This is a genomic window from Bartonella sp. CL71SXKL (assembly GCF_042194935.1).
Lineage (GTDB): Bacteria > Pseudomonadota > Alphaproteobacteria > Rhizobiales > Rhizobiaceae > Bartonella.
Genome location: NZ_JBHINI010000002.1, coordinates 138,664 through 161,536 on the forward strand (window position 1 = coordinate 138,664; position 22,873 = coordinate 161,536).

Genomic DNA, 22,873 nt, shown 5'->3' on the forward strand with positions numbered 1-22,873 from the left:
GCACCTTGTATAAGCGTAGAGATGGTAGTGTACAGTAAGCCCTATATACTTCACAGAAGCTTTCTATTATATATAGCATCGAATACCGGTCGTGAAATTAGCTCAAACGCATTGAGAAATGTTTTTTTTACAAATATGTGAATGTACAACACAATGATATTCTATTTGGAACATTCCGCTTGAGGCGTTCTTTTTTGCAAGCTAATTTTTATTTTACAATCTTTCTTGCCTTTAAGCACTAACTTATCTTATGTTTATTTTTTAAATCGTTTTTAATACTCTACGAGCTTTTATGTTTTATCTTGCCCATATATCGGATGTACATCTTTCACCTCTCCCGCAACCTTCCCTCTTCGAACTTTCTGGGAAACGTCTTACCGGTTATCTGAATTGGCAAAAAAAACGTAAGAGTCAGATGGCAACAGACGTCCTAGAAACTTTAATAGATGCCTTGAACAAAACAAAACCTGATCACCTTGTGATCTCTGGTGATCTTGTAAATCTTGCTCTCGATAAGGAATTTGAACAAGCGCATCGTTGGCTACTTAAGTTAGGACAATCTCAAGATATTTCTTTGACATTTGGAAATCACGATGCCTATGTCCGCGGCGCTTTCCAAAAAGCATGTACTCTCTTTAAACCTTGGATTACAGGTGACATCCCTCAAAAAAATGCCTTTCCTTATATGCGCGTTCGCAAAGATGTTGCCATCATAGCAGCTTCTTCAGCCATTGCGACACTGCCTTTTCAAGCTTCTGGTTATTTTGGTAAAATGCAAGCGCAAACTTTACCGCTCTTTTTAAAAGAAGCAGCACAGCGCAACCTTTTTCGTGTCGTCATGATTCACCATCCCCCCTTTCCCAATGCAACGTCTTGGCATAAAAAACTACGGGATATAAAACGTTTTCTAAACGTTATCAAATATCACGGTTGTGAACTTATTCTTCACGGACATACTCATTTACCCACATTGAATTACATTGAAGGACCAATTAAAAAAATTCCTATTGTTGGTGTTCCTTCCGCATCACAAGCTTTTGGTGATAAAAAACCACCCGCAGGCTTTAATTTATTTTCCATTGAACGCTTACAAAATCAATGGCATTGCCAATTACAACGTTATAGCATTATCAACCCCAAAAACGAGATTGCATGTACTGAAACAATTAATCTTTAAACACCTTCATAGTTGCCAAAACAACCAAAAACGAAAATATTTTTATTTCACATCCCTTTGGAAATCATAATTCTTATTTCCCTTTTTCTCCTTAAAAGACAAAGTTTCACCTTCTCTGTTAATAGATCAATTTTTCTCAGAGAATTCCATCTGCTGCCCCACTTATGTAACGAGCTTTTTACAAGCTTATTGGTTTTCTTCCTTCCCGCCCTAAAGGACGAAAATTCTACCCCATCTGATTTATAAATAATCCGGATTCTTGTCGCACGGGTTCCAGCTGCTAATTGCGCATGTGATTTACTTCACAAAGCTCTACACATAAACCCTGCTTTAAATTTCATCATACACTCCTCCAAAAGCATCTAATGCGTAAAATCCTTATAATATTACAATGATGATATTTTATAGAATAATAGAGAATCTCATTCAGCTTCTATACCTGAAAATAGATGACTAAAAAAGCCAAATAATAACTAAAGTATATAATTTAAATAACCCAACCTACTTGTGATTTATAAACAAATAATGTTGATTGATTTATCGTAAATAGATTTGAAATAATCCCTTACTATTTCACTCGATATTTATTATCGTACATTTAAAAAAAATATAAAAAATAATAGATTATATTTCAATAACAGATATAGGTAATAATGTTTTTTATGTCTCGATAAATTCCTAATTTGCTATCTATTTTTTCCTATAAATAAATTTATAATACTCTTTATAATTATTTTATTATTATAAATTATTATTTATAATATCACATAAAATATCTAATAATAAAAATTATAATATGAATTTTTATTATTATTGAGTTATATTGCGGATGTAATTTTATGTGCTTTAGAATTTTTTTGCGATCTTTTTGTTATTAAATAAAATATTTTACGATAACGCAAAACAGAAAAGTCGATTGTATCAGAGGTCTTTCAAATAAAACAAAACACCATTAAGTTGCCAATTTATGTGTTGGTTTAAAAAAGCATCTTTTACAGCACCCAAACTCATTTCCCGACGGCACCTATGAATGATGTAATGATAAGTCCATTTAGCATCACCATCTTTACGTTTATGGAAAAGCAAGCTAGTATCAAATCTCACACTTTGCCAATCCCCAATGTAGCGACAGCTTTTGGCACTTAAGATGATTCATAAGAGGCATTTTTATTCTTTCTTTAATGTTGTTTATCTCACTGCTCTCCCTCCTTTTGACGTACAAAAGACGCGGTTTTGATTGGTCAACATGGTATAGGTTTAAAATGAGAAAATCTTATGATCCTTGGATCTCTCACTCAACATGACAAAAAGTAAATTATATTTATAAATCAACGTATTGTTCGAATAAAATAGTAGCTTTTTTGAGTGAAGAATATTTTCCAGCGCATATCTGAAAAATAAAAGCCTCATTCGAAAATGAGACTTTTGAATTGTTTAATTCTGCAAAAAATTAAAATTTATAAGCTACACCCACGCGGAAATCATTTGTTTTGTAGCCCATTTCAAATTTATCCTGTATGAACTTTTTTTTGCCAAAATCTGAATAACGATATTCTGCACGCACAATAACATTATCAGTCATTGCAAAATCAATACCACCTCCAAGGGTGTAACCAATCATGGTCTTTTTTTCATCATGCAACCAATCAGAAAAATCAACTTCTCCATTTTTGCTATCAGTAACTAACCCAAAAATATTCTGAAGCTGCGTATAAGCAACCCCTCCGGAAATATAAGGCATCATACGCTCAATCGCAAAACCAACTCTCACCCGTGTAGCACCAGCCCATTTTTGTTTTAAGGTATGACGTACAGCTTTAATACGCCTTGTTGAATCATTCTCATGCAAATCTCTTGTTAGACTTTTTTCTTCTGTAGGTTGTGGTTTTTCTTCAGTTGGACTTTTTTCCGGTAGATCGACATCTTTAGAATCCTTTTTACCAGACCACATAATATCCGTATCAATACCTATAATAAAACTATTATCGATATCAATATTGGAACCTGCATAAACTCCCCCTATAAAACCAGAAAGTTTAGGTAAATTCTCCTTTCCAATTGGATTCCATATCCTTGTCTCATCTTTTAAATAACTTGCAGTTGTTTTACCTGAAAAGTTACCAATCTGTCCTCCAAGATAAAATCCTGTCCAAGAAAAAGCAGGCGCTGCAATAACAGGAACAGGCTGTTCAGGAATAGCGATATCCGACGCCTGTACTACAGAAATTGAAATTAAAGAAAATATAGATGTTGAGGCTAAATACTTTGTAATCATAATTGCTCCCCTAAAAGCTAATGTGATACATAAATAATAATAAATCGTTTCACACTTTTTTCAAAAAATCTATAGCAAAAATGACACAGTTTAAAAATTAAAATATTATTTATAATTTCCTAAAACTATTAATCTATAGTAGCTTTTATAGCTTCATATTGATCATTATTATCCAGAATTATATAAATAATTATAATATCAATTTTTTGAAAAGAATGAGATAAGGCTCATAAAGCATATCATTCACTAAACTAGTCACTCATCGCTTTTTGTATAAAGAATAATACCTAGAATAGCACATTTAACAGAGAAGTTTTTTCATCACACTTGAAAAACCACTAGAGAACTTCACTCTAACCCTCTCAAGCGTGTAATGAAATAAAAGACAAAAATTAATATATAAAAATGGAATTAATAATTTTTATTATTCTTATAGAATTATTTTAATGTTTCATGATTTTTGTAAAAACTGAACAGACCAATTGCCCAGTTTCTGCAATTAATTTTTCAACACGAAGCAAATCAGGTTCCCCAACACTATTTAACAAAAGGTCACTTAATCCAGGTGGCATGTCATTGGGATCAAGAGAATCATTTAAGCAAAGCCGTATAATTTGACTCAAATTTGTATAAAGACGATAGGCATAATGTAAATCAGCAATACATGACTGATTAAGAAAACTGTTTGGTAAGTGATCTAAAATATCCGCTGTCGTCGCTCCAATTTGAAACTCAATGACATGCGTAATAAGAGAAAATTGAGCAATAAACTCCAAATCCATAATGCCACCAGACATCGTTTTTAAATCCCATTGATTTTTTGGCGGCTTTTCTTTTGCAATCAAGGAACGCATTTCACACACTTCTTTTGCAACTTCCTTCTTATCACGAGAAATAGCAATAATTGCACACACTTCATTTTCTAGCTTTTGTAAAAAATCAGGATCTCCTGCAATGCCTCGAGCCCTTGTTAAAGCAAGATATTCCCATATCCATGCTTCTTGGCGATAATACTTTTTAAAAAATGGAAAAGAAACAGCAATAGGTCCTTTATTGCCTAACGGCCGTAACCTTAAATCAACGACATAAAGAACACCTTGGCTTGTAAGAGTGGATAAAGCAGAAACGAGGCGCTGTGCTAAACGCGTATAATATTGAGAAATATAAAGAGGCTTTTCTCCATCAGATATTTCTGCATCATCATCATGTTCATAAAGCAAAACGAGGTCAACATCGGAATCTGCTGTTAATTCACGACTTCCAAGTTTCCCCATACCCAATATGCCAACACGCCCCCCTTTAATACGACCATGAAGACGAGAAAATTCCTCTTGAACGGTAGCAAATGTTTTTGTAATCATAAGATCAGCAAGCGCAGTAAAAGCAAAACCCGCTCTTTCTCCTGTAATTGCACCATTCAAAATTCGAATACCAATCAAAAAACGTTGTTCATCTGCAAAAATCCTTAAATGGTCAAGAATCTCCTCATAAGAAAGAACATTTTCAAGAAAATATTCAAGCCGTTTTTCTAAATACGTTTTTGTTGGTAATTCTGAAAGAATATTTGGGTCTAACATTCCATCAAAAACGTGGGATCTGCGTGTAATAATTTCTGCAAGACGTGGAGCAGCACCCATAATAAGGACAAGCATATCCAAAAGAGAGGGATTAGACTGAAAAAGACTAAAAAGCTGAATTCCTGAAGGTAAGCCCTGTAAAAAACCATCAAAACACAACATCGCCTCATCAGCTCGTTTTGTCCCACCAAAAGCTTTCAAAAGAGCTGGTGTTAATTCCGTTAATCTCTCGCGTGCTTCGGCTGATTGCGTTGCTTTATAACGACCAAAATGGAGCGTGCGCATAATACGACAAATATCACTTGCTCTTTCGAAGCCTAAACGGCTTAACGTTATTAATGTCTCCGGATCATCTTCTTCACCGGTAAAAACTAAATTACCAATTTCTAAACCAAGTTCTTGCTCATTCTCAAACAGTGCTGCATAATGTTTTTCAACAACCTGAAGTGTTTTTAATAAATCACGGATAAAACTGCTACTGTCTTGATAACCCATTAAATAGGCAACACTTGTGAATTGAGCAGTATCATTTGGAAGAAGATGTGTTTGTTCATCGAAAAGCATTTGAATACGATGTTCCACATTTCGAAGAAAAGCATAACTTTTTATAAGGCTATTTCTCGTTTTCTCACTGATCCAACCAAGCGTGTGAAGTTCTGCTAACATTGCAACTGTCTGACGTCCACGTAATTGAGGAAAACGTCCACCAGCAATGAGCTGCTGTGTCTGAACAAAAAACTCAATCTCACGAATACCACCACGACCTAACTTTATATTATGCCCATAAGCTGCAATTTGACCGTAATTTTTATGCGCATGAATTTGACGTTTGATCGAATGAATATCAGCAATAGCAGCGTAATCTAAATATTTCCGCCATACATAGGGAAAAAGCTCTTTGAGAAAGTTAAAACCTGCCCTCTTATCACCAGCAACTGGACGTGCTTTAATCATGGCTGCTCGTTCCCAATTTTGCCCACGCCCTTCGTAATAACGCAATGCAGTCCTTACTGGTAAGGCCAAAGGGGTTGATCCTGGATCTGGACGAAGACGAAAATCAAGACGAAAAACATATCCTTCCGCAGTGCGTTCTTGAATGATACGGATTAATCGGCGTACCATTTTAGAAAATACGTCAACACTTTCAGAAAGATTACCAATATGAGGTGATGTTTCATCAATGAAAACAATAAGATCAATATCAGAAGAATAATTAAGTTCCCCTGCTCCTAACTTTCCCATCCCTAAAATAATTAAACCACAGTCTTTTTCTGGATTCTCACGGCTTAATAAATTGATCTTACCATGATCATGCGCTTCTCTTAATAGAAAACGTAGTGCTACACTTAATGCTGCTTCGCCCAAACGTGTCAACCAAGCACATGAAACTTCGTAAGTAAAAACACCTCCCAAATCAGCTAAAGCAATGAGAACATGCGCTTCTCGTTTTTTGCGCCTTAAAGCAGCCATCAATGAAGTTTCATTTATAGTTTCATCCTTATCGATAGCCGTAATATCATCTATAATTTCGCTCAGCCTTGTTTCTATATCAACATTTAATAAAGCACTAAGATATGATGGATTGGCAATTAAAACCTCACGCAAAAAAGGAGATAAGGTCATAACCGAACTGATAAAATCAATCTGCGTTCCACTCTCTGAAATGATGGAAGTAAGCGATTCTAAACCTTCTTTCCTTGCTTGTTCTTCCATGTCTTTTAACCATTGGGAACTACTTTTATCGAGAGGGCATAAAGGGAGAAGCTGTGTTTTTAAAAAAGCTTGTTTCGTCTGCGCTCCCTTGAAAAGCATTTTGCTTTCCTTTCTATTGCTTTATACTTTTAAAATAGTTGTTACGTATGAAAAGAGAAAAGTGAAGAAAAATATCTTTAAGGAAATAACAAAATAGCCCTAAGCCCTGGATTTGCATTTTCAAGTAACAATTCACCCCCGTGAAGCTTCATAACTGCTTTTGCTATACTTAACCCAATCCCAAACCCAGGTTGTGTGCGGCTTTCTTCAAGACGAACAAATCGTTCTGTCACTTTTTCACGTTTATCCTCTGCTATTCCTGGTCCATTATCGCTCACAACAACTAATAAATGTTCATCACGATATTCCATTGATAAGCAAACCTCCGCTTTCCTTTCACCTTTAGACGCATATTTAATGGCATTATCTATAAGATTAAAAATTGATTGTGCAACAAGCTCACGATTCAACTTAAGCTCTTTATCAAATATATTCCCCAACCGAAGTAAAACACCTGACTCTTCAGCAAAAGGTTCGTAAATCTCAACAGCATCCTCAAGGATCAGTTTCATATTCATCATTTCAAGATGCTCAATTGCACTGCTGGCCTCAATACGTGAAATCATTAAAATTGCATTGAACGTACAAATAAGTTGATCTGATTCTGCAATAACCCTATCAAGGACCTGACGATATTCAAGCTTTGTCTTATTTCCTGAAAGTGCTTCTTCAGCACGATTTCTAAGACGCGTTAACGGCGTTTTCAGGTCATGAGCAATATTATCTGATACTTGACGTAAACCAATATTTAACTCTTCAATGCGGTCTAACATAACATTAAGATTGGTTGACAATCGATCAAACTCATCCCCTACTCCAGAGACAGGTAAACGCCCACTGAAGTCACCATCCATCAAGCGCTGTGATGCAGCCGTTACATGATCAATCCTTTGTAAAGCTCTCCTGCCAACAAAAAACCATATGAGTAAAGCGCCTCCAACCATTGCAGCAAGTGCAATGATCACAGCTTTGCGAATAACAACAGCAAAACGTTCTGGCTCATCCAAATCACGTCCTATAAGAATCTTCATAGCATTAGGTAAATCAACAATAACCGCCAAAGCGCGATGTTCACTTGTTTTGCCATGTTCTCCAAAACGGGAATATAAAAAAGAGGTAGAAATAAAACCACTCTGATTCAAAAGACCTAATTCAATACGTGCTACATTTCCTGCTAAAATACGCCCCATAGAATCCGTGACAAGATAAAGAAATGCTCCTGGTTGTCTTGAACGATAATCAATAGTGCGCATTAATAAGGATAATCCCCCATAATTATAAGCATTTTCAATATACTTTAATTCTTCATGTAAAGCCTGTTCAGTTTGCTCTGTTAACAATGAAGCAGAAAATGCCGTCATATAAATAGAAAGTCCTGTTGCCACCAATCCAAACAATAAAATGTAAAGTGCTGAAAGCCTTAGCGCTGTCGTGCGCATTATATTAATCAAACGATTCATGCTTTGTTATCTGGTACTTTCAGCATATATCCAGCTCCACGCACTGTATGAAGAAGGGGAACATCAAAATCTTTTTCAATTTTGGCTCTCAAACGGGAGATATGGACATCAATGACATTCGTTTGTGGATCAAAATGGTAATTCCAAACATTTTCCAAAAGCATAGTGCGTGTAACAACCTGCCCCGCATAACGCATCAAATATTCAAGTAAACGAAACTCTCGTGGTTGCAATAGAATGTTTCTATCACCCCGTTTTACCGTATGTGCTAACCGATCAAGCTCAAGATTACCTACACAGTAAACAGTTTCTGCTTCTTTAGGATTTTTCCGCCGTTGTAAAACTTCAACACGCGCAAGAAGTTCAGAAAAAGCATAAGGCTTTGTCAAATAATCATCTCCCCCTGCACGCAGCCCCGTTACACGATCATTAACTTGCCCTAAAGCAGACAGGATAAGAACCGGTGTTTCATTGCCTTTAGCGCGCAATTCAGCAATAATAGAAAGACCATCACGATGTAAAAGCATTCGGTCAACAACCATAACGTCATAATTTTCCGTGGTTGCTAAAGCATATCCCGTATCCCCATCATAAGCAACATCAACGGAATGCCCTACTTCCAAAAAAGCTTTTTCGAGATAATGCCCCGTCTCATGATCATCTTCAATAACGAGTATCTTCATAAAACGTATCTCCATTATTTTATTATGTTGTAGGACAAATATTTAATAAACATTTGTCCTACAAACTAAAGCCTTACTTTTTGAAAATTGGAAGAGCAACAAAACGATTTTGATCATTTGTCCGCACTTGTAAGAGTATAGCCTTTCGTCCTAACTGCTGAGCATTTTTGATTGTGTTAATAATATCAGAGACTCGTTTAACCGGTTTATTATTTACTGTCACAATGACATCACCAGGGCGTATCCCTTTATCTGCAGCATCTGAATCGGTATCGACATCCGTTACGACAACCCCTACACCATCATCAGAAGGCATAACAATCAGACCATAATCTTCCAATGTTTCATCTAAATCACTCTGTCCATTTGAATATTTTGAAGTCTCTTTCTTACTTTCATCTTCAGACATTGAAGCGAGTTTAACCTTGATGCTCTCCTCCTTACCTGATCTCCAAATCCCTATGGTTACCATTTCTCCTGGTTTAATATTTGCAATACGTTTCGCCAGCTCACGCGTATCAGCAATTTTTTCATTATTCACTGAAATAATTACATCACCCGCTTTAATACCAGCCTTTTCTGCCGGTCCTTTTAACGGATCAGTAACTAAAGCACCTTTGGCTTCTTTCAAACCTATTGAATCGGAAATCTCCTTTGTTACCGGCTGAATCTGAACACCTAACCAACCACGTTGAACTGAACCTTTTTCAATAAGTTGTTGTACAACCTGTTTTACAGTCGCAGCCGGAATAGCAAAAGCAATCCCAACATTTCCTCCAGAAGGAGAAAAAATTGCTGTATTAACCCCAACAACCTTTCCATTAAGATCAAACGTTGGACCACCAGAGTTTCCTCTATTAACAGCAGCATCAATCTGAATAAAATCATCGTACACACCAGTGCCAATATCACGTCCACGTGCAGAAACAATACCTGCTGTCACAGTTCCACCAAGACCAAATGGATTCCCAATGGCAACAACCCAATCCCCAACACGAAGCTTTGAATCATCACCAAAATCAACATAGGAAAATTTTCTTTTATCATTCACTTTTAGTACGGCAAGATCGGTTTTGGGGTCTTTCCCAATGAGCTTTGCATTCAATTCTGTACCATCATCAAGAACAACAGTATAACTTGTTCCATCAGAAATCACATGATCATTGGTCACAATGTAACCATCAGATGAAATAAAAAAACCCGATCCAAAAGCAACAGGACGGAGTCTCTGCGATTGGTGCGGAAATTTATTTTTAGGTTTATCAAAATCATAAAACTCTTTAAAAAATCTTTTTAAAGGATGCTGATCTGGTAATTGATCAAGTCCTGGACCACTAAAAAAGTTGCTAAAGAACCTATCTTCTTTCTTTTTATTGCTCTTTACTTGTACTGCTACAACGGCTGGTTTCACTTGAGCCACAATATCGGCAAATCCCTGTTGTTGCATTAACGAAGTAAATACAGAACTTGCATGAGCCTTTGTCATCCACAAGCTTGATGTACATCCACTAAAAAACAGTGCACTTTCCAATATCGCAGAAAAACTCACTGCGACAAATGTTTTAAAGAAAGCCTTTTTAACCATTTACTCTATGCTCCTATTCAATCATACCTTTATTCCAATTCCGACCACTTATAAAATACCAGACCTTACCGTTTTCTGTCTAAATTATTAAAGTTTTGTAAGGTTTCAGTATTCCCTAATATAATTACAATAAGATTGTATGCTCATTGCAAATGATCTGATTTCTTTTATGTAACATCTTTTTTAATGCAATGACATTTTTGACTGTTCTTTTTCATTCACATAACGCATGATTATTCCGTTTGAAGTGGAAAAATATGATACTTATGCCAATGATAATAATGATCAAAGGCGAGAACCATAAAAACCAAGTTATTTTATTCAATGGTGGCTTCAAGAGAATAAATTCACCATATCGCTCAACAAGAAAGTCAGTGACTTGCTGATTACTATAGCCCATTTTTAGCCTTTCCCGAATTAAAAGCCGTAAATCACGTGCTAAAGCAGCATCTGAATCATCAATTGATTGATTTTGACAAACCGGACAACGTAAATGCGATGAAATATGGCGTGCTCGCGCTTCAAGAATCTTATCCTTTAAAATCTCATCCGGCTCTACTGCTATTGCTAATTGAAAAGGAAACGTTGCAATTAAAAAAAATACAATCCAAAGAATTTTTTTCATCTCAATGTCTTTTCCAAAAATTAAAAGCAAGCACTACCCTATTGTACATGCCAATGCGAAACCAATACCCCAGAAGAGAAAGACATCCCCCCATAGCCATCATGAATGCCCCTAACCAAATACATATTACATAAGGCTTCCACCATACGTGCACAACAAGACCCCGATTATCGATATGTCCCGGTACAATATATAGCTGCGATAAGCCATGATTTTTCAGACCAACTTCTGTTGTTGATGTATTTTGACTTGAGTAAAATCGCTTTGAGGCTGTTACATGACCCACAATGTTTTTATTTTCATATATTTTAAAATAAAACTCCATTGTCGAATAATTCGAACCAACACCATCATACACTGCATCAAAATGAAGCGTTTTATCCGCTATCGTCACCCTATCCCCTATGTTCATGATTAAAATACGTTCTTGCCCAAAACTTGCCACACAAACAATACCAAATAGTGTAACGCCTAATCCCATATGTGCTATTGCTGCACCAAAAGTAGACCATGGCAATCCAAGAAATCTCTTAACGCGTACTGAAAAAGCTCTCTTGCCATATCCACTCTTTCCCCATAGATCCGCTAAACTGCCTAAAAAAACAAACGCTGAAAGCCCAATCCCTAAAACTGCAAAAATATCACGCACAGATGCCGCATAGAATATTATAAAACAGACGATACCAACGAATACAAAAACAAACCATAACCGTTCAAAAACTGCAAGAAAATCACCGCGTTTCCATGCCATCATTGTCCCAAACGGAACAAACAACAACAGCAAAACCATTAGCGGTCCACAGGTAAGGTTAAAAAAAGCAGCCCCTACAGAAATTTTTTGCCCAGTTAATATCTCAATAAAATAAGGATAAAGCGTACCAATCAATACTGTTGCTGTTATTGTTGTAAGTAACAAATTATTTAAAACAATAAACCCTTCACGTGAAATTGGTTGAAAAAATCTTTCTGTTTTTAAAATAGGGGTGCGCAAAGCAAAAAGAAAAAAAGCCGCTCCTGTAAAAAAAAAGAAAAGCGCAAGCATTGCTTGCCCCCGTGCTGGATCAACAGCAAAACTATGAACAGAAATTAAAAGCCCAGAACGCACAAGAAAAGTTCCCATCAGAGAAAGGGAAAAAGTAAGCAGCGCTAAAAACAAAGTCCAACTTTTCAATATTTCTCGTTTTTCGAGAACAAGAGCAGAATGTAAAAGAGCCGTTCCTGAAAGCCAAGGCATAAACGAAACATTTTCAACAGGATCCCAAAACCAATAGCCGCCCCATCCTAGCTCATAATAAGCCCAATAGGAGCCAACCATAATACCCAATGTCAAAAAACACCAAGAAAGTAAAAGCCACGGACGAATTCCACGCGCCCAAATTCTATCAACATGTCCCATAATCAATGCCGCAACGGCAAAAGAAAAACAAAGTGAAAAACCAACATAACCTAAATAAAGTAGCGGTGGATGAATTGCTAATGCGATATCTTGTAAAAGAGGATTGAGACCATTTCCCTGCAATGCTGGTGGATTCACGCGTAAAAATGGATTGGATACAAAAAGAATAAATAAAAGAAAAGCAGTTGTAATCCAACTTTGGCAAATTAAAACAAGCGTCTTAAAATCTTCTGGCAAATGTTGGCTAAAAAAAGCCATCAATGCGCTAAAAAAAGCAAGACTTAAAACCCATAACAACATAGAGCCTTCGTGATTTCCCCAAACACCTGTAATTTTATAGAGCATCGGTTTTTCTGAATGAGAATTCTCAACAACGTTCAAAACAGAAAAATCAGATACGACATAAGCATAAATTATCACTAAAAAAGATAAAAGTAGTAATGTAAAAGTGATATATGTTAGAGGAACAGCTGTTTGCATTAACAAACGCTCTCTCCACCAAAAACCTAAAGCAGGTAAAAACGCCCCTAATAAGCTTACTGAAAATGCTGCAGCTAAAAAAATATGACCCAGTTCGACAAGCACAATCGAATTATTTCTCCATAATGTAATGTTTTTTCAAACGATCAGCTGTTTCTTTAGGCATATAAGTTTCATCATGTTTTGCTAAAATACGCATCCCTATAAAAAAGCCCTGTTTATCGAAATGCCCTTCTACAATCACCCCCTGACCTTCACGAAAAAGATCCGGTAAGGCACCATTGAAAACCACTTTTTCATGTTTTTTGTTATCCGTTACAAAAAAAATAACTCCTCTCTCTCCAACATATTGAACGGTTCCCTTTTCAACAAAGCCACCCAAACGCAAAGGGCGCTCCGTTAAAATATCTTCTCTTGTAATTTCAGAGGGCATTCTAAAAAAACTGACCGCATGACGCATTGCATACACTATGAGACTTGCTGCAATTGTCATAACCAAACAACATAATAATATGATCAGTAAGCGCCTTTTTTTTCGCTGCTCTAAAATAGCCTTCCATGAGGCAGAACTCTTTAAAGATTGACTGTTCATAGACACTCTGCGAAAAAAGTTTAAATACGTTATAATTAAGTATCAATATTTTATTTTTTAAGAGCTTTGCACATCTTCTACATAGGTGCAAGATTTCTTTTCTCTGTATGCTCACTCGATAAATCACGTAACTGAATCATCATTTTTTTAACACGTGATTGTCCTGAAAAATTTTCAGGCATTGTATCAAGAAAGCTTTGTAAAAATTGCACTGCCTGCGCAGTTTTTCCTGCTTGATGCAATGCATCGGCCAACAACAAACGTGGATAAAAATCTGTTGGGGCTAAATCTGCTGCTTTTTGAAAGGCATTTTGCGCTTCTTGCGTTATCACCCCTCCTTCATAACCAACCAATGCTAAACCGTATCCGACAAGCCTTGGAGCTGTTTCTCCATTCAAACGAAGTGCATCTAAATAAGTATTCACAGCTTCTTGAAAAAGGCTTTCTTCGAGATACCCTACCGCTAACGCATCTGCTAGCTTGCCATCGTGAGGTGCACGGAAAAAAAGCACTTGTAAACGAATAAGCTTTTCTTGCTTACTGAGAGTTTTAGGATCCTTATCCATTAATTCGCTAAAAAAATAACTTTTCACTTCTGGATTGCCTGTCAGCCCATAAATACTCCATGTCATCAGAAGAACAAACAAAATACTCAAAGCCTTAAGAATATTTCTTTTTTTATAATTCATATAAAGCTTGTTAAACTCAATCATACGCTTATGGCTTCTATAACCATCTACGGTTTCAACTGTCCATTCTTTCTTTATCTCATCGTCAAAACGTAGTGAAAGAAAAAGAATACTTGCCAGAAAAGTCAGAAAAAATGCTGCAAAAATTAATAAGAGCATATCGTTTTTTTCCAATACGAACAGAGAATAACTCGCTTACATTTTATCTTCTTCATAAGAAGAGTGATGTGAATTAATAAAAATTCATTTTTTCATGGAGAATATTATAAATATCTATCATATATATCAATTAAGCAAAGAAACTAAAAACAATGTTTCCCTACTCTTTATGTATTGTCTAAAATACTGCTTTATAAACTTTATAGACATTTCTTGCTTAAGAAGAAAATATGTTATTCTCCCATCTTAGGTAACAAAACTTTTGCATACAATCCACCCAAATCAGAACGTGATAAAAAGAGATTGCCACCATATTCACTGACCATATCTGAAACAATTGCTAACCCTAAGCCTGCCCCTAGTTTACTTTCATTAAACCGCCGCCCTCTTTTTAATGCTTCATCAATTTTGTCTTCTGTTAAACCAGGACCATCATCTTCTACAAAGATACTAAAATATTCTTTTTCTTCAACATTTTCTTCTAAACAACAAGAGATCAAAACCTTTGCTCGAGACCACTGAGTAGCATTTTCAATCAAATTCCCTACAATTTCTTCTAAATCTTCCTTCTCTCCAGAAAAAACAATATCATCAACATCCATAATAAATTGAATTTGTTTTTCAGGATTAAGCTTTTTCATAACCCGCACCAAACGTTCAAGCACACTGCGAACAGACGTATGATAGACAATACTATCGCATTGTGCTGCAATCCGTGCACGCTGAAGATAATGATTGATTTGAGCTTGCATTATTTGCGTTTGCTCTCTCAACAAACAAGCCTTTTCTCCGCGCATCTTATCTGTCTCATTCATAATCACAGATAGAGGCGTCTTCAATGAATGCGCGAGATTACCAACTTGTGTGCGAAATCGCTCAATAATACGCTGATTATTATTAATGAGAGCATTCATCTCTTGTACAAGCGGCATCACTTCGCTTACTAAATCCGTATTCACATAATGAACTCTTCCTTCGCGAATATCATTCAATGCGTGTCGAATAAGCTTCAACGGTTGAAAACTAAAGAAAATAATAGCAATATTAATAAGAACACTCCCGATACCGAAACTCCAAAGAAAAATTTGCAAAGTTCGCGTAAATTCCTTTACCTGGGCATGAGCTTCATCGATATTCCCAACAAGCCGAAAACGTGCAATATGATTTTTATTATCAAGAACAACATCACTCTCAATCACTTGTAACTTTTGACCATTGTTCCCCGTTATCCGATAAGAGCGAAAGAATTTATTGTCAAAAGGTATATCAACATCACTTGGTGTAAATATCTCGCCTGTTCCCAATGAGGGGGATGTCAATCTTCCTTTTAAATTATGGGATATCGCAACAACTTCCCAATACCATCCTGTTGTTGGATCAGAATAACGAATATCATCAATCCCAGCCCCTCCTATCAAAGTACCTTCCGATGACACCGTCACTGTTGCAATAAGACTGTAGAGTTGAGCAGAAAGGATACGCTCTAGGCTTTGTTCAGTTGAACGCTTATAAAATAAAATACTTACTGCAGAAATCGATAAAAGAGAAATAACAACCCATAATGTTGATAAGATCATAACACGTAAACTGAGAGATCGAGTAATTACAAAAAAGAACCTCCTACACCAATTATTCTCTTCAAAAACATTCATTAATCACCTAGCATTCTCACGCGATACCCCATTCCTCGAATAGTTTCAATCAAATCCACTCCAAGCTTTTTCCGTAACCGACCTACAAAGACTTCCACCGTATTCGAGTCCTTATCAAAATCCTGATCATAAAGATGTTCTGTAAGCTCTGTTCTTGAAATGACCCTGTCACAATGATGCATGAGATACGAAAGCAGTCTGAATTCATAAGATGTTAGTTTAATCAATTGACCATCTACAAAAACACGAGACGTCTTTGTATCCAACAAAACATTTCCGCAACATAATGCACTTGTCGCATGTCCCGTAGTGCGACGAATTAATGCTCGCAAGCGCGCCATCACTTCCTCCAAATGAAATGGCTTCACAACATAATCGTCAGCTCCAGCATCAATACCGTGCACCTTATCAGACCAACGGTCTCGCGCCGTTAGCATTAAAACAGGCATGGAGAGCCCTTCTTGACGCCACTTTTCAACAACACTAATACCATCAATCTGCGGTAAACCTATATCAAGTATCACCGCGTCGTAAGACTCTGTGCTCCCTAAAAAATAAGCCTCTTCACCATCGAAAGCACTATCGGAAACATATCCTGCACGTCTTACAGCTTCTACTAATTGATGGTGAAGATTCCGATCATCTTCAACGATTAAGATACGCATCACAACACCATCTGCCAAAAACTAATCAGCAGGAACAAAAAACTCAACACGACGTAACTTTTCACCATTACGGGCTGGTACAACAACTACAATTGCACACATGTCCTTTCCATCCTGAACAACCGGTTTTGAACGGACGAGAACCCCGCTCTCTTGCGCGGCAGCCTTCTTACCTACTTCAGCACACCCAGAAGCTAGAACAGAATCTGCTCCTAAAAAAGCTGCTATTATTACGAACAAGAATTTTTTTTTCATCATAAATATTTCAATAACCCATCTCTTCTCCTTGATAAAGGATAAAAGAAATAATGGTTTTTTTCAGTCGATTTAAAAATCACAAATGAAAATAATTTATCCTCTATCTTACAGAAGAACATATTAACATTACTCCAAATTTTTAAAAAATCAAAAAAATATTTTTAATAATGAGAATAAAATTTATTCAATAAAATAATAAAATATTAACACACTATCTTACGAAAAATGAATAATTCTAAAATCAACTCTTTCTCTGTTAGCACTATAGCAAAAAAATACTTCTACTCCATATAATTATTGTAGATTTGTTTGGTTGTATTTCTTTGCCATAGGCTCTCTTTAAATGTTTGATTTTTTTAAAAAAAAGAAAGGGCAACATCGTAAGCCATTTCACAGTCCTGCTCTCATTGAATTAGACGCACGATTAGACACAGCGCTTTATCACATTCGTTCTGCTAACAGTTTTTTCTGGAAAAAGGCAAAAATCGTCTCACAAAATTTTCATCTTCAAGGATGGAAACGTTTTATCGTTGAAGTTCTCGATGAAATACTGACATTAGGGTTGATGGGATTTACTCTTTTCACTATTTTGGGCATTTCTGTTTTTGAAGTGACCAAAACAGATTGGTCTTCTCCTAAAAACTTTTCCATTCTTTTTCTAGATCGCTATGGAAATTCCATTGGGCACCGTGGTGCACTGCCGGCGATCTCTGTCCCCGTTGAAGAAATGCCTGACACTGTTATTAAAGCGGTTCTCGCTACAGAAGACCGTCGTTTTTTTGATCATTGGGGCATTGATTTTCAAGGACTTACACGGGCAATTTCACAAAATATGCAAGCTAAAGGTGTGGTGCAAGGTGGTTCAACTCTCACACAACAATTGGCTAAAAATTTATTTTTAACAAACGAAAGAACCATAACACGTAAAATCAAAGAAGCTTATCTTGCTCTTTGGCTAGAAGCAAATTTTAGCAAAAAGCAGATTTTACAACTTTACCTTGACCGGGCCTATATGGGAGGAAACAATTTTGGTATTGCCGCAGCAGCAAAATTTTATTTTGGAAAAAACATACGTCATGTCTCTTTAAGTGAATCTGCTATGTTAGCAGGACTCTTTAAAGCTCCAACAAAATATGCTCCTCATAGTCATCTCTTTGCGGCTCAAACACGTGCCAATATCGTCCTTTCTAATCTTGTTAATAGTGGCTTTATGACGAAGAGCCAGATTATCAATGCGCATCGCCACCCTGCTAGGGCACTTCCCCAAATAGAAAATAATCAGCCTGATTATTTTCTTGATTGGGCATTCGAGGAAGTCAAAAAAATGCGCAATCAACTTCCAAGCCATAGTTTAATTATTCAAACGACTCTTGATCCAAATATTCAAAAAGCAGCAGAAGAATCAATTGCATATCATTTACATCAGTATGGTCAACAATATCGCGTAACACAAGCTTCCACTGTTATACTCGATAATAACGGTGCCGTATGCGCAATTGTTGGAGGACAAGATTATAAAAAGAGCCAATTTAACAGAGCAACACAAGGCGGACGACAAACTGGTTCTTCATTCAAACCTTATGTTTACGCAACCGCACTGGAACACGGACTTTCTCCCTCGACAATCGTTTTAGATGCTCCGATCAATTGGGGAGGTTGGACACCAAAAAATAATTCGGGCCGTTATTTGGGGAAAATTGATTTAGCAACAGCTTTAGCTTTTTCTATTAATACAGTCCCTGTGTATCTCACCTATCAATATCTTCACCGCGATACCCAACCTATCATAGATCTCATCAAGAATATGGGGATTAACGCGCATATTTTATCACACAAAACGATGGTTCTTGGCACTTCCAACATGACCCCCATGGATCAAGCAACTGGCTTTAATGTCTTTGCGAATGGTGGGATAGCTGGTAATCGTCATGGGTTCACGCAAATCAGAACAATTGATGGGCATGTGGTATGGGATTTCGAGCATAACGGAAATAAGTTACACCGAGTTCTCAGCAGACAATCAGCTGCTTATATGAACCAAATGATGGTGGGTGTCACAACACGAGGGTCTGGTAAGCGTGCTGCTCTGCCCATGACTCTTGTCGCTGGGAAAACTGGAACATCACAATCCTATCGTGATGCTTGGTTTGTTGGCTTTACTGGCAATTATACTGGAGCGGTATGGATGGGAAATGATAACTTTTCACCGATGAATCGTGCTTTTGGGGGTGGAGTCCCTGCCATGATATGGCAACGCATCATGCTTGCTGCACACCAAAATATTATGCTCAAACAACTCTATGGTGTTAAAGATTCTCTTCTTCCTTATCATCCCCCAATACTTTCCTCCCATGCAGATTCTGAATTTTTTTCCCCAATACCCTCTACGCTTTCTCCTGAAACATTGAATATTGTGCGATTGATTAACAAAGATCTGAAAAAACCATCTGCAATTTCTTTGAAGGTGAAAACAACTGGAGATTCAACATTTTGAATTCAAGATATTCACTGATGTTTTTTAATATCACCATTTTCTTTTTTATCTTCGCTTTTTCCATTTTATGTGGAAAACTGAGTGTCGATTATGTGCTCAATTCCTTTCCTCATTTTGAACGCTTTAGAATTGGAAAATGGAGTGCTTATCCAAAAATGGGAACCGCCAATATGGATCCTTATACCCGCGCCCGCACGACCAAACGAGGCATTGTTTCACTCGGACGCACTGAAGGTCTTCAATTCCAGATTTGGCAAGACAACCAAGGGCGTCCACTCCACCCCCACTGTCATTATTTACTCAAAGGCACCATCCCTGAAACTCGTCTTTTCACCCTTTATACAGCTGACAAATCCCTAAAACCCTATACTTCATCCAAAGAAATACCTTTTGAACTCCACACGAACGCTATTATTTATGAGCATGATGGCTCATTGCGCATCAATATTTCACCTACACCACAAGCTGGCAATTGGCTTGCAACAGTTAGTCAAAAAGAATTCGGGCTTATTCTTACCTTATACGATACCTCAATCATCTCTGCAACGGCATTACAAAAGCTTACAATGCCATCAATAGAACAAATTCCATCAGGACAAATAAATTGTGACTAGATTTATTCATACCGCACTTCTTGCAATCATTGGCGCTATTATCGTTCATATTTGCGTTCTCTTTCTGATCCCCTATTGGGCACAAAATAATATATGGACAGCACTTAAAAAATCCGGAGCCCCTTATCAATTTGTTGCTTTTACTCCCGATAATCCTATTCAACAATCTGCTGATCCCCTCTTTCTTCTTAAAGTCTGCAGATTTAATCTTGAAAATGGACCTGTTCATTTAAAAGCTTTGAAAACACGACAATTTTGGTCACTAGCAGCCTACTCACACAAAGGAATTATTTTCTATAGCCTTAATGACCGAACAGCCCCTGATAATACACTCGATCTTATTATTGGAAAACCAATACAAATCATAGAACTCAAAAAATCAAAACCTAAAAAAAATGCCAATTCAGTTTTGGTTGCTAAAAATTTGAATGAAGGTTTTGTCATTTTACGTATTTTTGCCCCTTCTTCACTTGCAAAAAAAGAAAGTGAATCTTTTCTTTCATCTGCGACCTGCCGCATATTTTATGAATAAAAACGGAGTAACCTCTCATTTGTACAATACCTTACTTTCTATACAAAATACATGAAGCCTATCAAAATGGTTATCTTTTTTCTCTATTAATTGAATCTTCGAATTCAGATTTATCTGATTATAAATCCCTCAATTTTTTATTGAGATAGAATGAAATCTCTATTGCACATCATCATATCCTATTTGATTACGCATTATCTGACAGAAAAAACTCCCAGCAATCAGAAGAGAAAATCAAGAGTAAAGTTCTAGAAAAATATGCTGCTAACAACCGTAAAACTTGTTATTTGAGTTTATTTCTTTTTATTTACAAACATTCCCATAAAATTCGCATCAATGACATGATAAACTATAGAAGAAATACTGATTACCTTCAATGAAGTGCAAAAATAATCGCTGGAAACTTATAAGACATTATGCATCCTTGACCTCAAAAATAAGTGCTTTATTTTTGTTTTATGAGCATAAGCTTTTTGTAAGATATGCACTCTGAAAAAACTTGGCTTATAGTTTACAATTGAGGGGAAAAAACTTCATGAAGAAGAGATATGTTCGGTTCGTTTCAAGAGCAGCAGTATGGTCCCCTCGATTTGGTGGATTGTCGTTCTTTGTTTTATTATTTTCAGTCATTTTACAACGTTTTTCCGTCATTAACGTAACCGACTTCATAATTTTGATCGGAATCTCTACTGGCTGTGTGATTATTTCTCTTTTTCTTGCTTTAAAAGCACTTTACAGCTTATGGGTCTATGGAGCCCTAGGGGGAATGAAAGCTTTAAAAGGAATCATTTATTCGGTAATAACGACTACACCATTGATGCTCTTTTTTGGACTTTGGTTTACCTTACCGGCTCTTTACGATATTTCTACCGATACACAAAGCCCGCCGGCTTTTTTTCGCACAATACGTCCCAGCGATGCTTTACCGCTCAAAAGTGTTTTGACTGAACAAGCAACATTACAGATGTCACAATGGCCAGAAATATCGGGGCGCCGTTATGATGGTTCACCTGACCGTATTCGCGAATCTGTTCTCAATGTTTTAGCAGCCTATGATTGGCCTGTTGTGGCTCAACGAGAGTTTAAAGGTGAAGAAAATGCGCTTTATATTGAAACGAGAGCTAAAACTTTTTACCTTGGGTTTATTTCGGATATCGTGATACGCTTAACTGATGAAGGGGATACAACTTTTGTTGATATGCGTTCTGCTTCTCGTTATTTGCCAAGAGATTTGGGGACAAATGCTGCTTTTATTATCGATTTTATGGATGCCCTTGATACGGAAATCGCTTCCCTTCCTCTTTCACAAGAAGATGAATAACGATCAAGAGCGAGAGAGAAGACACTTTATTTCACAAAAATTGCTTATTTTTCAATAAACATGATACATAAGCAAACAATCACTTTTCAAAAGCTATAAACTAAAAATTCTTATACAAAAGATAATATTCTCAAACCTAACCATTCTTGAAATAATGAAAAAGATTAAAAAAATAGGAAATAAAAAACAGAAATATTGATAATAATATTAAAGTCTCTGTCTAACTGTAATCAGTAAATATTTTTTAAAGTTTAATATTAAATAAATTATTATAAAACTCATATCAAAAACATTATTATATAAAGATAATAAATAATCATTTTTCATATAAATAACGTATACAAATAAAAAATGTTATAGAAAGTAATATAACAAATATAATGAACAAAAATGTGCTTAAAAACATTTTTTTCACAATTTCTTTGTTACTATAACCTTTAAATTTATACCGTAAAAACATTGCATAGAAAAATATAAAGAAAAAACATGTAGAAGATAATAATTTTGCAATAATACGAATAATATCACTCATAAAAAATCCAAATTAAAAATATATAAAAACAATAAACATTAATATATATTATATCATATAAAACTTAATAATTTAAAATAATATAAAAAACGAATTTATTCTTAATTAATGATTTAATTTTAATATTTTTTTCATTACATACCTTAGATACATAATACAATTTAAATAAATATAATTAAACAAAAAATGCAAAAAACAATTTATAAAGTATATTAAAAATATATATAACAAATAAAATTTCCAAATTAATCTATAATTATAAATTAATAATGAATAATCATTGTTCATAGAAATA

The 22,873-nt window shown here is 35.9% G+C and carries 17 protein-coding genes; 5 read left to right on the forward strand and 12 right to left on the reverse strand.

Translation table 11 applies throughout. The annotated features are described in order from the left end of the window. Nucleotides 1-292 precede the first annotated feature (292 nt). Nucleotides 293-1,177, forward strand: a complete 885-nt coding sequence (locus ACFILA_RS01760; protein ID WP_375660539.1) for a metallophosphoesterase family protein — start codon at nucleotides 293-295, stop codon at nucleotides 1,175-1,177. A gap of 1,450 nt (nucleotides 1,178-2,627) precedes the next feature. Here the strand turns inward: ACFILA_RS01760 and ACFILA_RS01765 are convergent. From ACFILA_RS01765 to ACFILA_RS01820, 12 genes are all read right to left on the reverse strand, one after another. After that, entirely contained in the window at nucleotides 2,628-3,452 is an 825-nt protein-coding gene (locus ACFILA_RS01765; protein WP_273791555.1) for an outer membrane protein, read from the reverse strand. 443 nt (nucleotides 3,453-3,895) lie between these two features. Next, nucleotides 3,896-6,841: a bifunctional [glutamine synthetase] adenylyltransferase/[glutamine synthetase]-adenylyl-L-tyrosine phosphorylase gene (locus ACFILA_RS01770; protein WP_375660540.1), complete on the reverse strand. Its 2,946-nt coding sequence runs from the start codon at nucleotides 6,839-6,841 to the stop codon at nucleotides 3,896-3,898. A 77-nt stretch (nucleotides 6,842-6,918) separates the two neighbouring features. Beyond that, on the reverse strand, nucleotides 6,919-8,301 hold the full coding sequence (locus ACFILA_RS01775; protein WP_375637409.1) for an ATP-binding protein: 1,383 nt from the start codon (nucleotides 8,299-8,301) through the stop codon (nucleotides 6,919-6,921). Further along, complete coding sequence (locus tag ACFILA_RS01780; protein ID WP_273791552.1) at nucleotides 8,298-8,984, reverse strand: response regulator transcription factor; 687 nt, start codon at nucleotides 8,982-8,984, stop codon at nucleotides 8,298-8,300. The genes ACFILA_RS01775 and ACFILA_RS01780 overlap by 4 nt, the downstream gene beginning before the upstream one ends. Before the next feature lie 73 nt (nucleotides 8,985-9,057). Then, complete coding sequence (locus ACFILA_RS01785) at nucleotides 9,058-10,569, reverse strand: Do family serine endopeptidase (protein ID WP_375660541.1); 1,512 nt, start codon at nucleotides 10,567-10,569, stop codon at nucleotides 9,058-9,060. Between the two features lie 214 nt (nucleotides 10,570-10,783). Further along, nucleotides 10,784-11,194, reverse strand: coding sequence for a cytochrome c-type biogenesis protein CcmH (locus ACFILA_RS01790; RefSeq protein ID WP_375654403.1), 411 nt, complete (start codon nucleotides 11,192-11,194; stop codon nucleotides 10,784-10,786). 1 nt (nucleotide 11,195) lies between these two features. Then, nucleotides 11,196-13,175, reverse strand: coding sequence for a heme lyase CcmF/NrfE family subunit (locus tag ACFILA_RS01795; protein ID WP_375660542.1), 1,980 nt, complete (start codon nucleotides 13,173-13,175; stop codon nucleotides 11,196-11,198). A gap of 7 nt (nucleotides 13,176-13,182) precedes the next feature. Continuing rightward, a complete protein-coding gene (ccmE, locus tag ACFILA_RS01800) occupies nucleotides 13,183-13,662 on the reverse strand; it encodes a cytochrome c maturation protein CcmE (RefSeq protein ID WP_375660543.1) in 480 nt (159 codons plus the stop codon). 77 nt (nucleotides 13,663-13,739) lie between these two features. Continuing rightward, nucleotides 13,740-14,510 carry a tetratricopeptide repeat protein gene (locus tag ACFILA_RS01805; protein ID WP_273791547.1) on the reverse strand — a complete coding sequence of 257 codons (771 nt, stop codon included), beginning with the start codon at nucleotides 14,508-14,510 and terminating at the stop codon, nucleotides 13,740-13,742. Nucleotides 14,511-14,743: 233 nt separating this feature from the next. Beyond that, nucleotides 14,744-16,162, reverse strand: coding sequence for an ATP-binding protein (locus tag ACFILA_RS01810; RefSeq protein WP_273791546.1), 1,419 nt, complete (start codon nucleotides 16,160-16,162; stop codon nucleotides 14,744-14,746). Next, nucleotides 16,162-16,827 (reverse strand): response regulator transcription factor, encoded by a 666-nt coding sequence (locus ACFILA_RS01815; RefSeq protein WP_273791556.1) that lies wholly within the window; start codon nucleotides 16,825-16,827, stop codon nucleotides 16,162-16,164. The genes ACFILA_RS01810 and ACFILA_RS01815 overlap by 1 nt, the downstream gene beginning before the upstream one ends. Before the next feature lie 21 nt (nucleotides 16,828-16,848). Beyond that, nucleotides 16,849-17,085, reverse strand: a complete 237-nt coding sequence (locus ACFILA_RS01820; RefSeq protein WP_273723886.1) for a hypothetical protein — start codon at nucleotides 17,083-17,085, stop codon at nucleotides 16,849-16,851. 343 nt (nucleotides 17,086-17,428) lie between these two features. Between ACFILA_RS01820 and ACFILA_RS01825 the strand changes: the two genes are divergently transcribed. From ACFILA_RS01825 to ACFILA_RS01840, 4 genes are all read left to right on the forward strand, one after another. Next, nucleotides 17,429-19,579, forward strand: coding sequence for a transglycosylase domain-containing protein (locus ACFILA_RS01825; RefSeq protein ID WP_375630862.1), 2,151 nt, complete (start codon nucleotides 17,429-17,431; stop codon nucleotides 19,577-19,579). Nucleotides 19,580-19,596: 17 nt separating this feature from the next. Next, nucleotides 19,597-20,193, forward strand: a complete 597-nt coding sequence (locus ACFILA_RS01830; protein WP_273791544.1) for a DUF1214 domain-containing protein — start codon at nucleotides 19,597-19,599, stop codon at nucleotides 20,191-20,193. After that, nucleotides 20,186-20,725, forward strand: coding sequence for a hypothetical protein (locus tag ACFILA_RS01835; protein WP_375630863.1), 540 nt, complete (start codon nucleotides 20,186-20,188; stop codon nucleotides 20,723-20,725). The genes ACFILA_RS01830 and ACFILA_RS01835 overlap by 8 nt, the downstream gene beginning before the upstream one ends. 535 nt (nucleotides 20,726-21,260) lie before the next feature. Continuing rightward, nucleotides 21,261-22,046, forward strand: a complete 786-nt coding sequence (locus tag ACFILA_RS01840) for a DUF1499 domain-containing protein (RefSeq protein ID WP_375660544.1) — start codon at nucleotides 21,261-21,263, stop codon at nucleotides 22,044-22,046. Nucleotides 22,047-22,873: the final 827 nt, after the last annotated feature.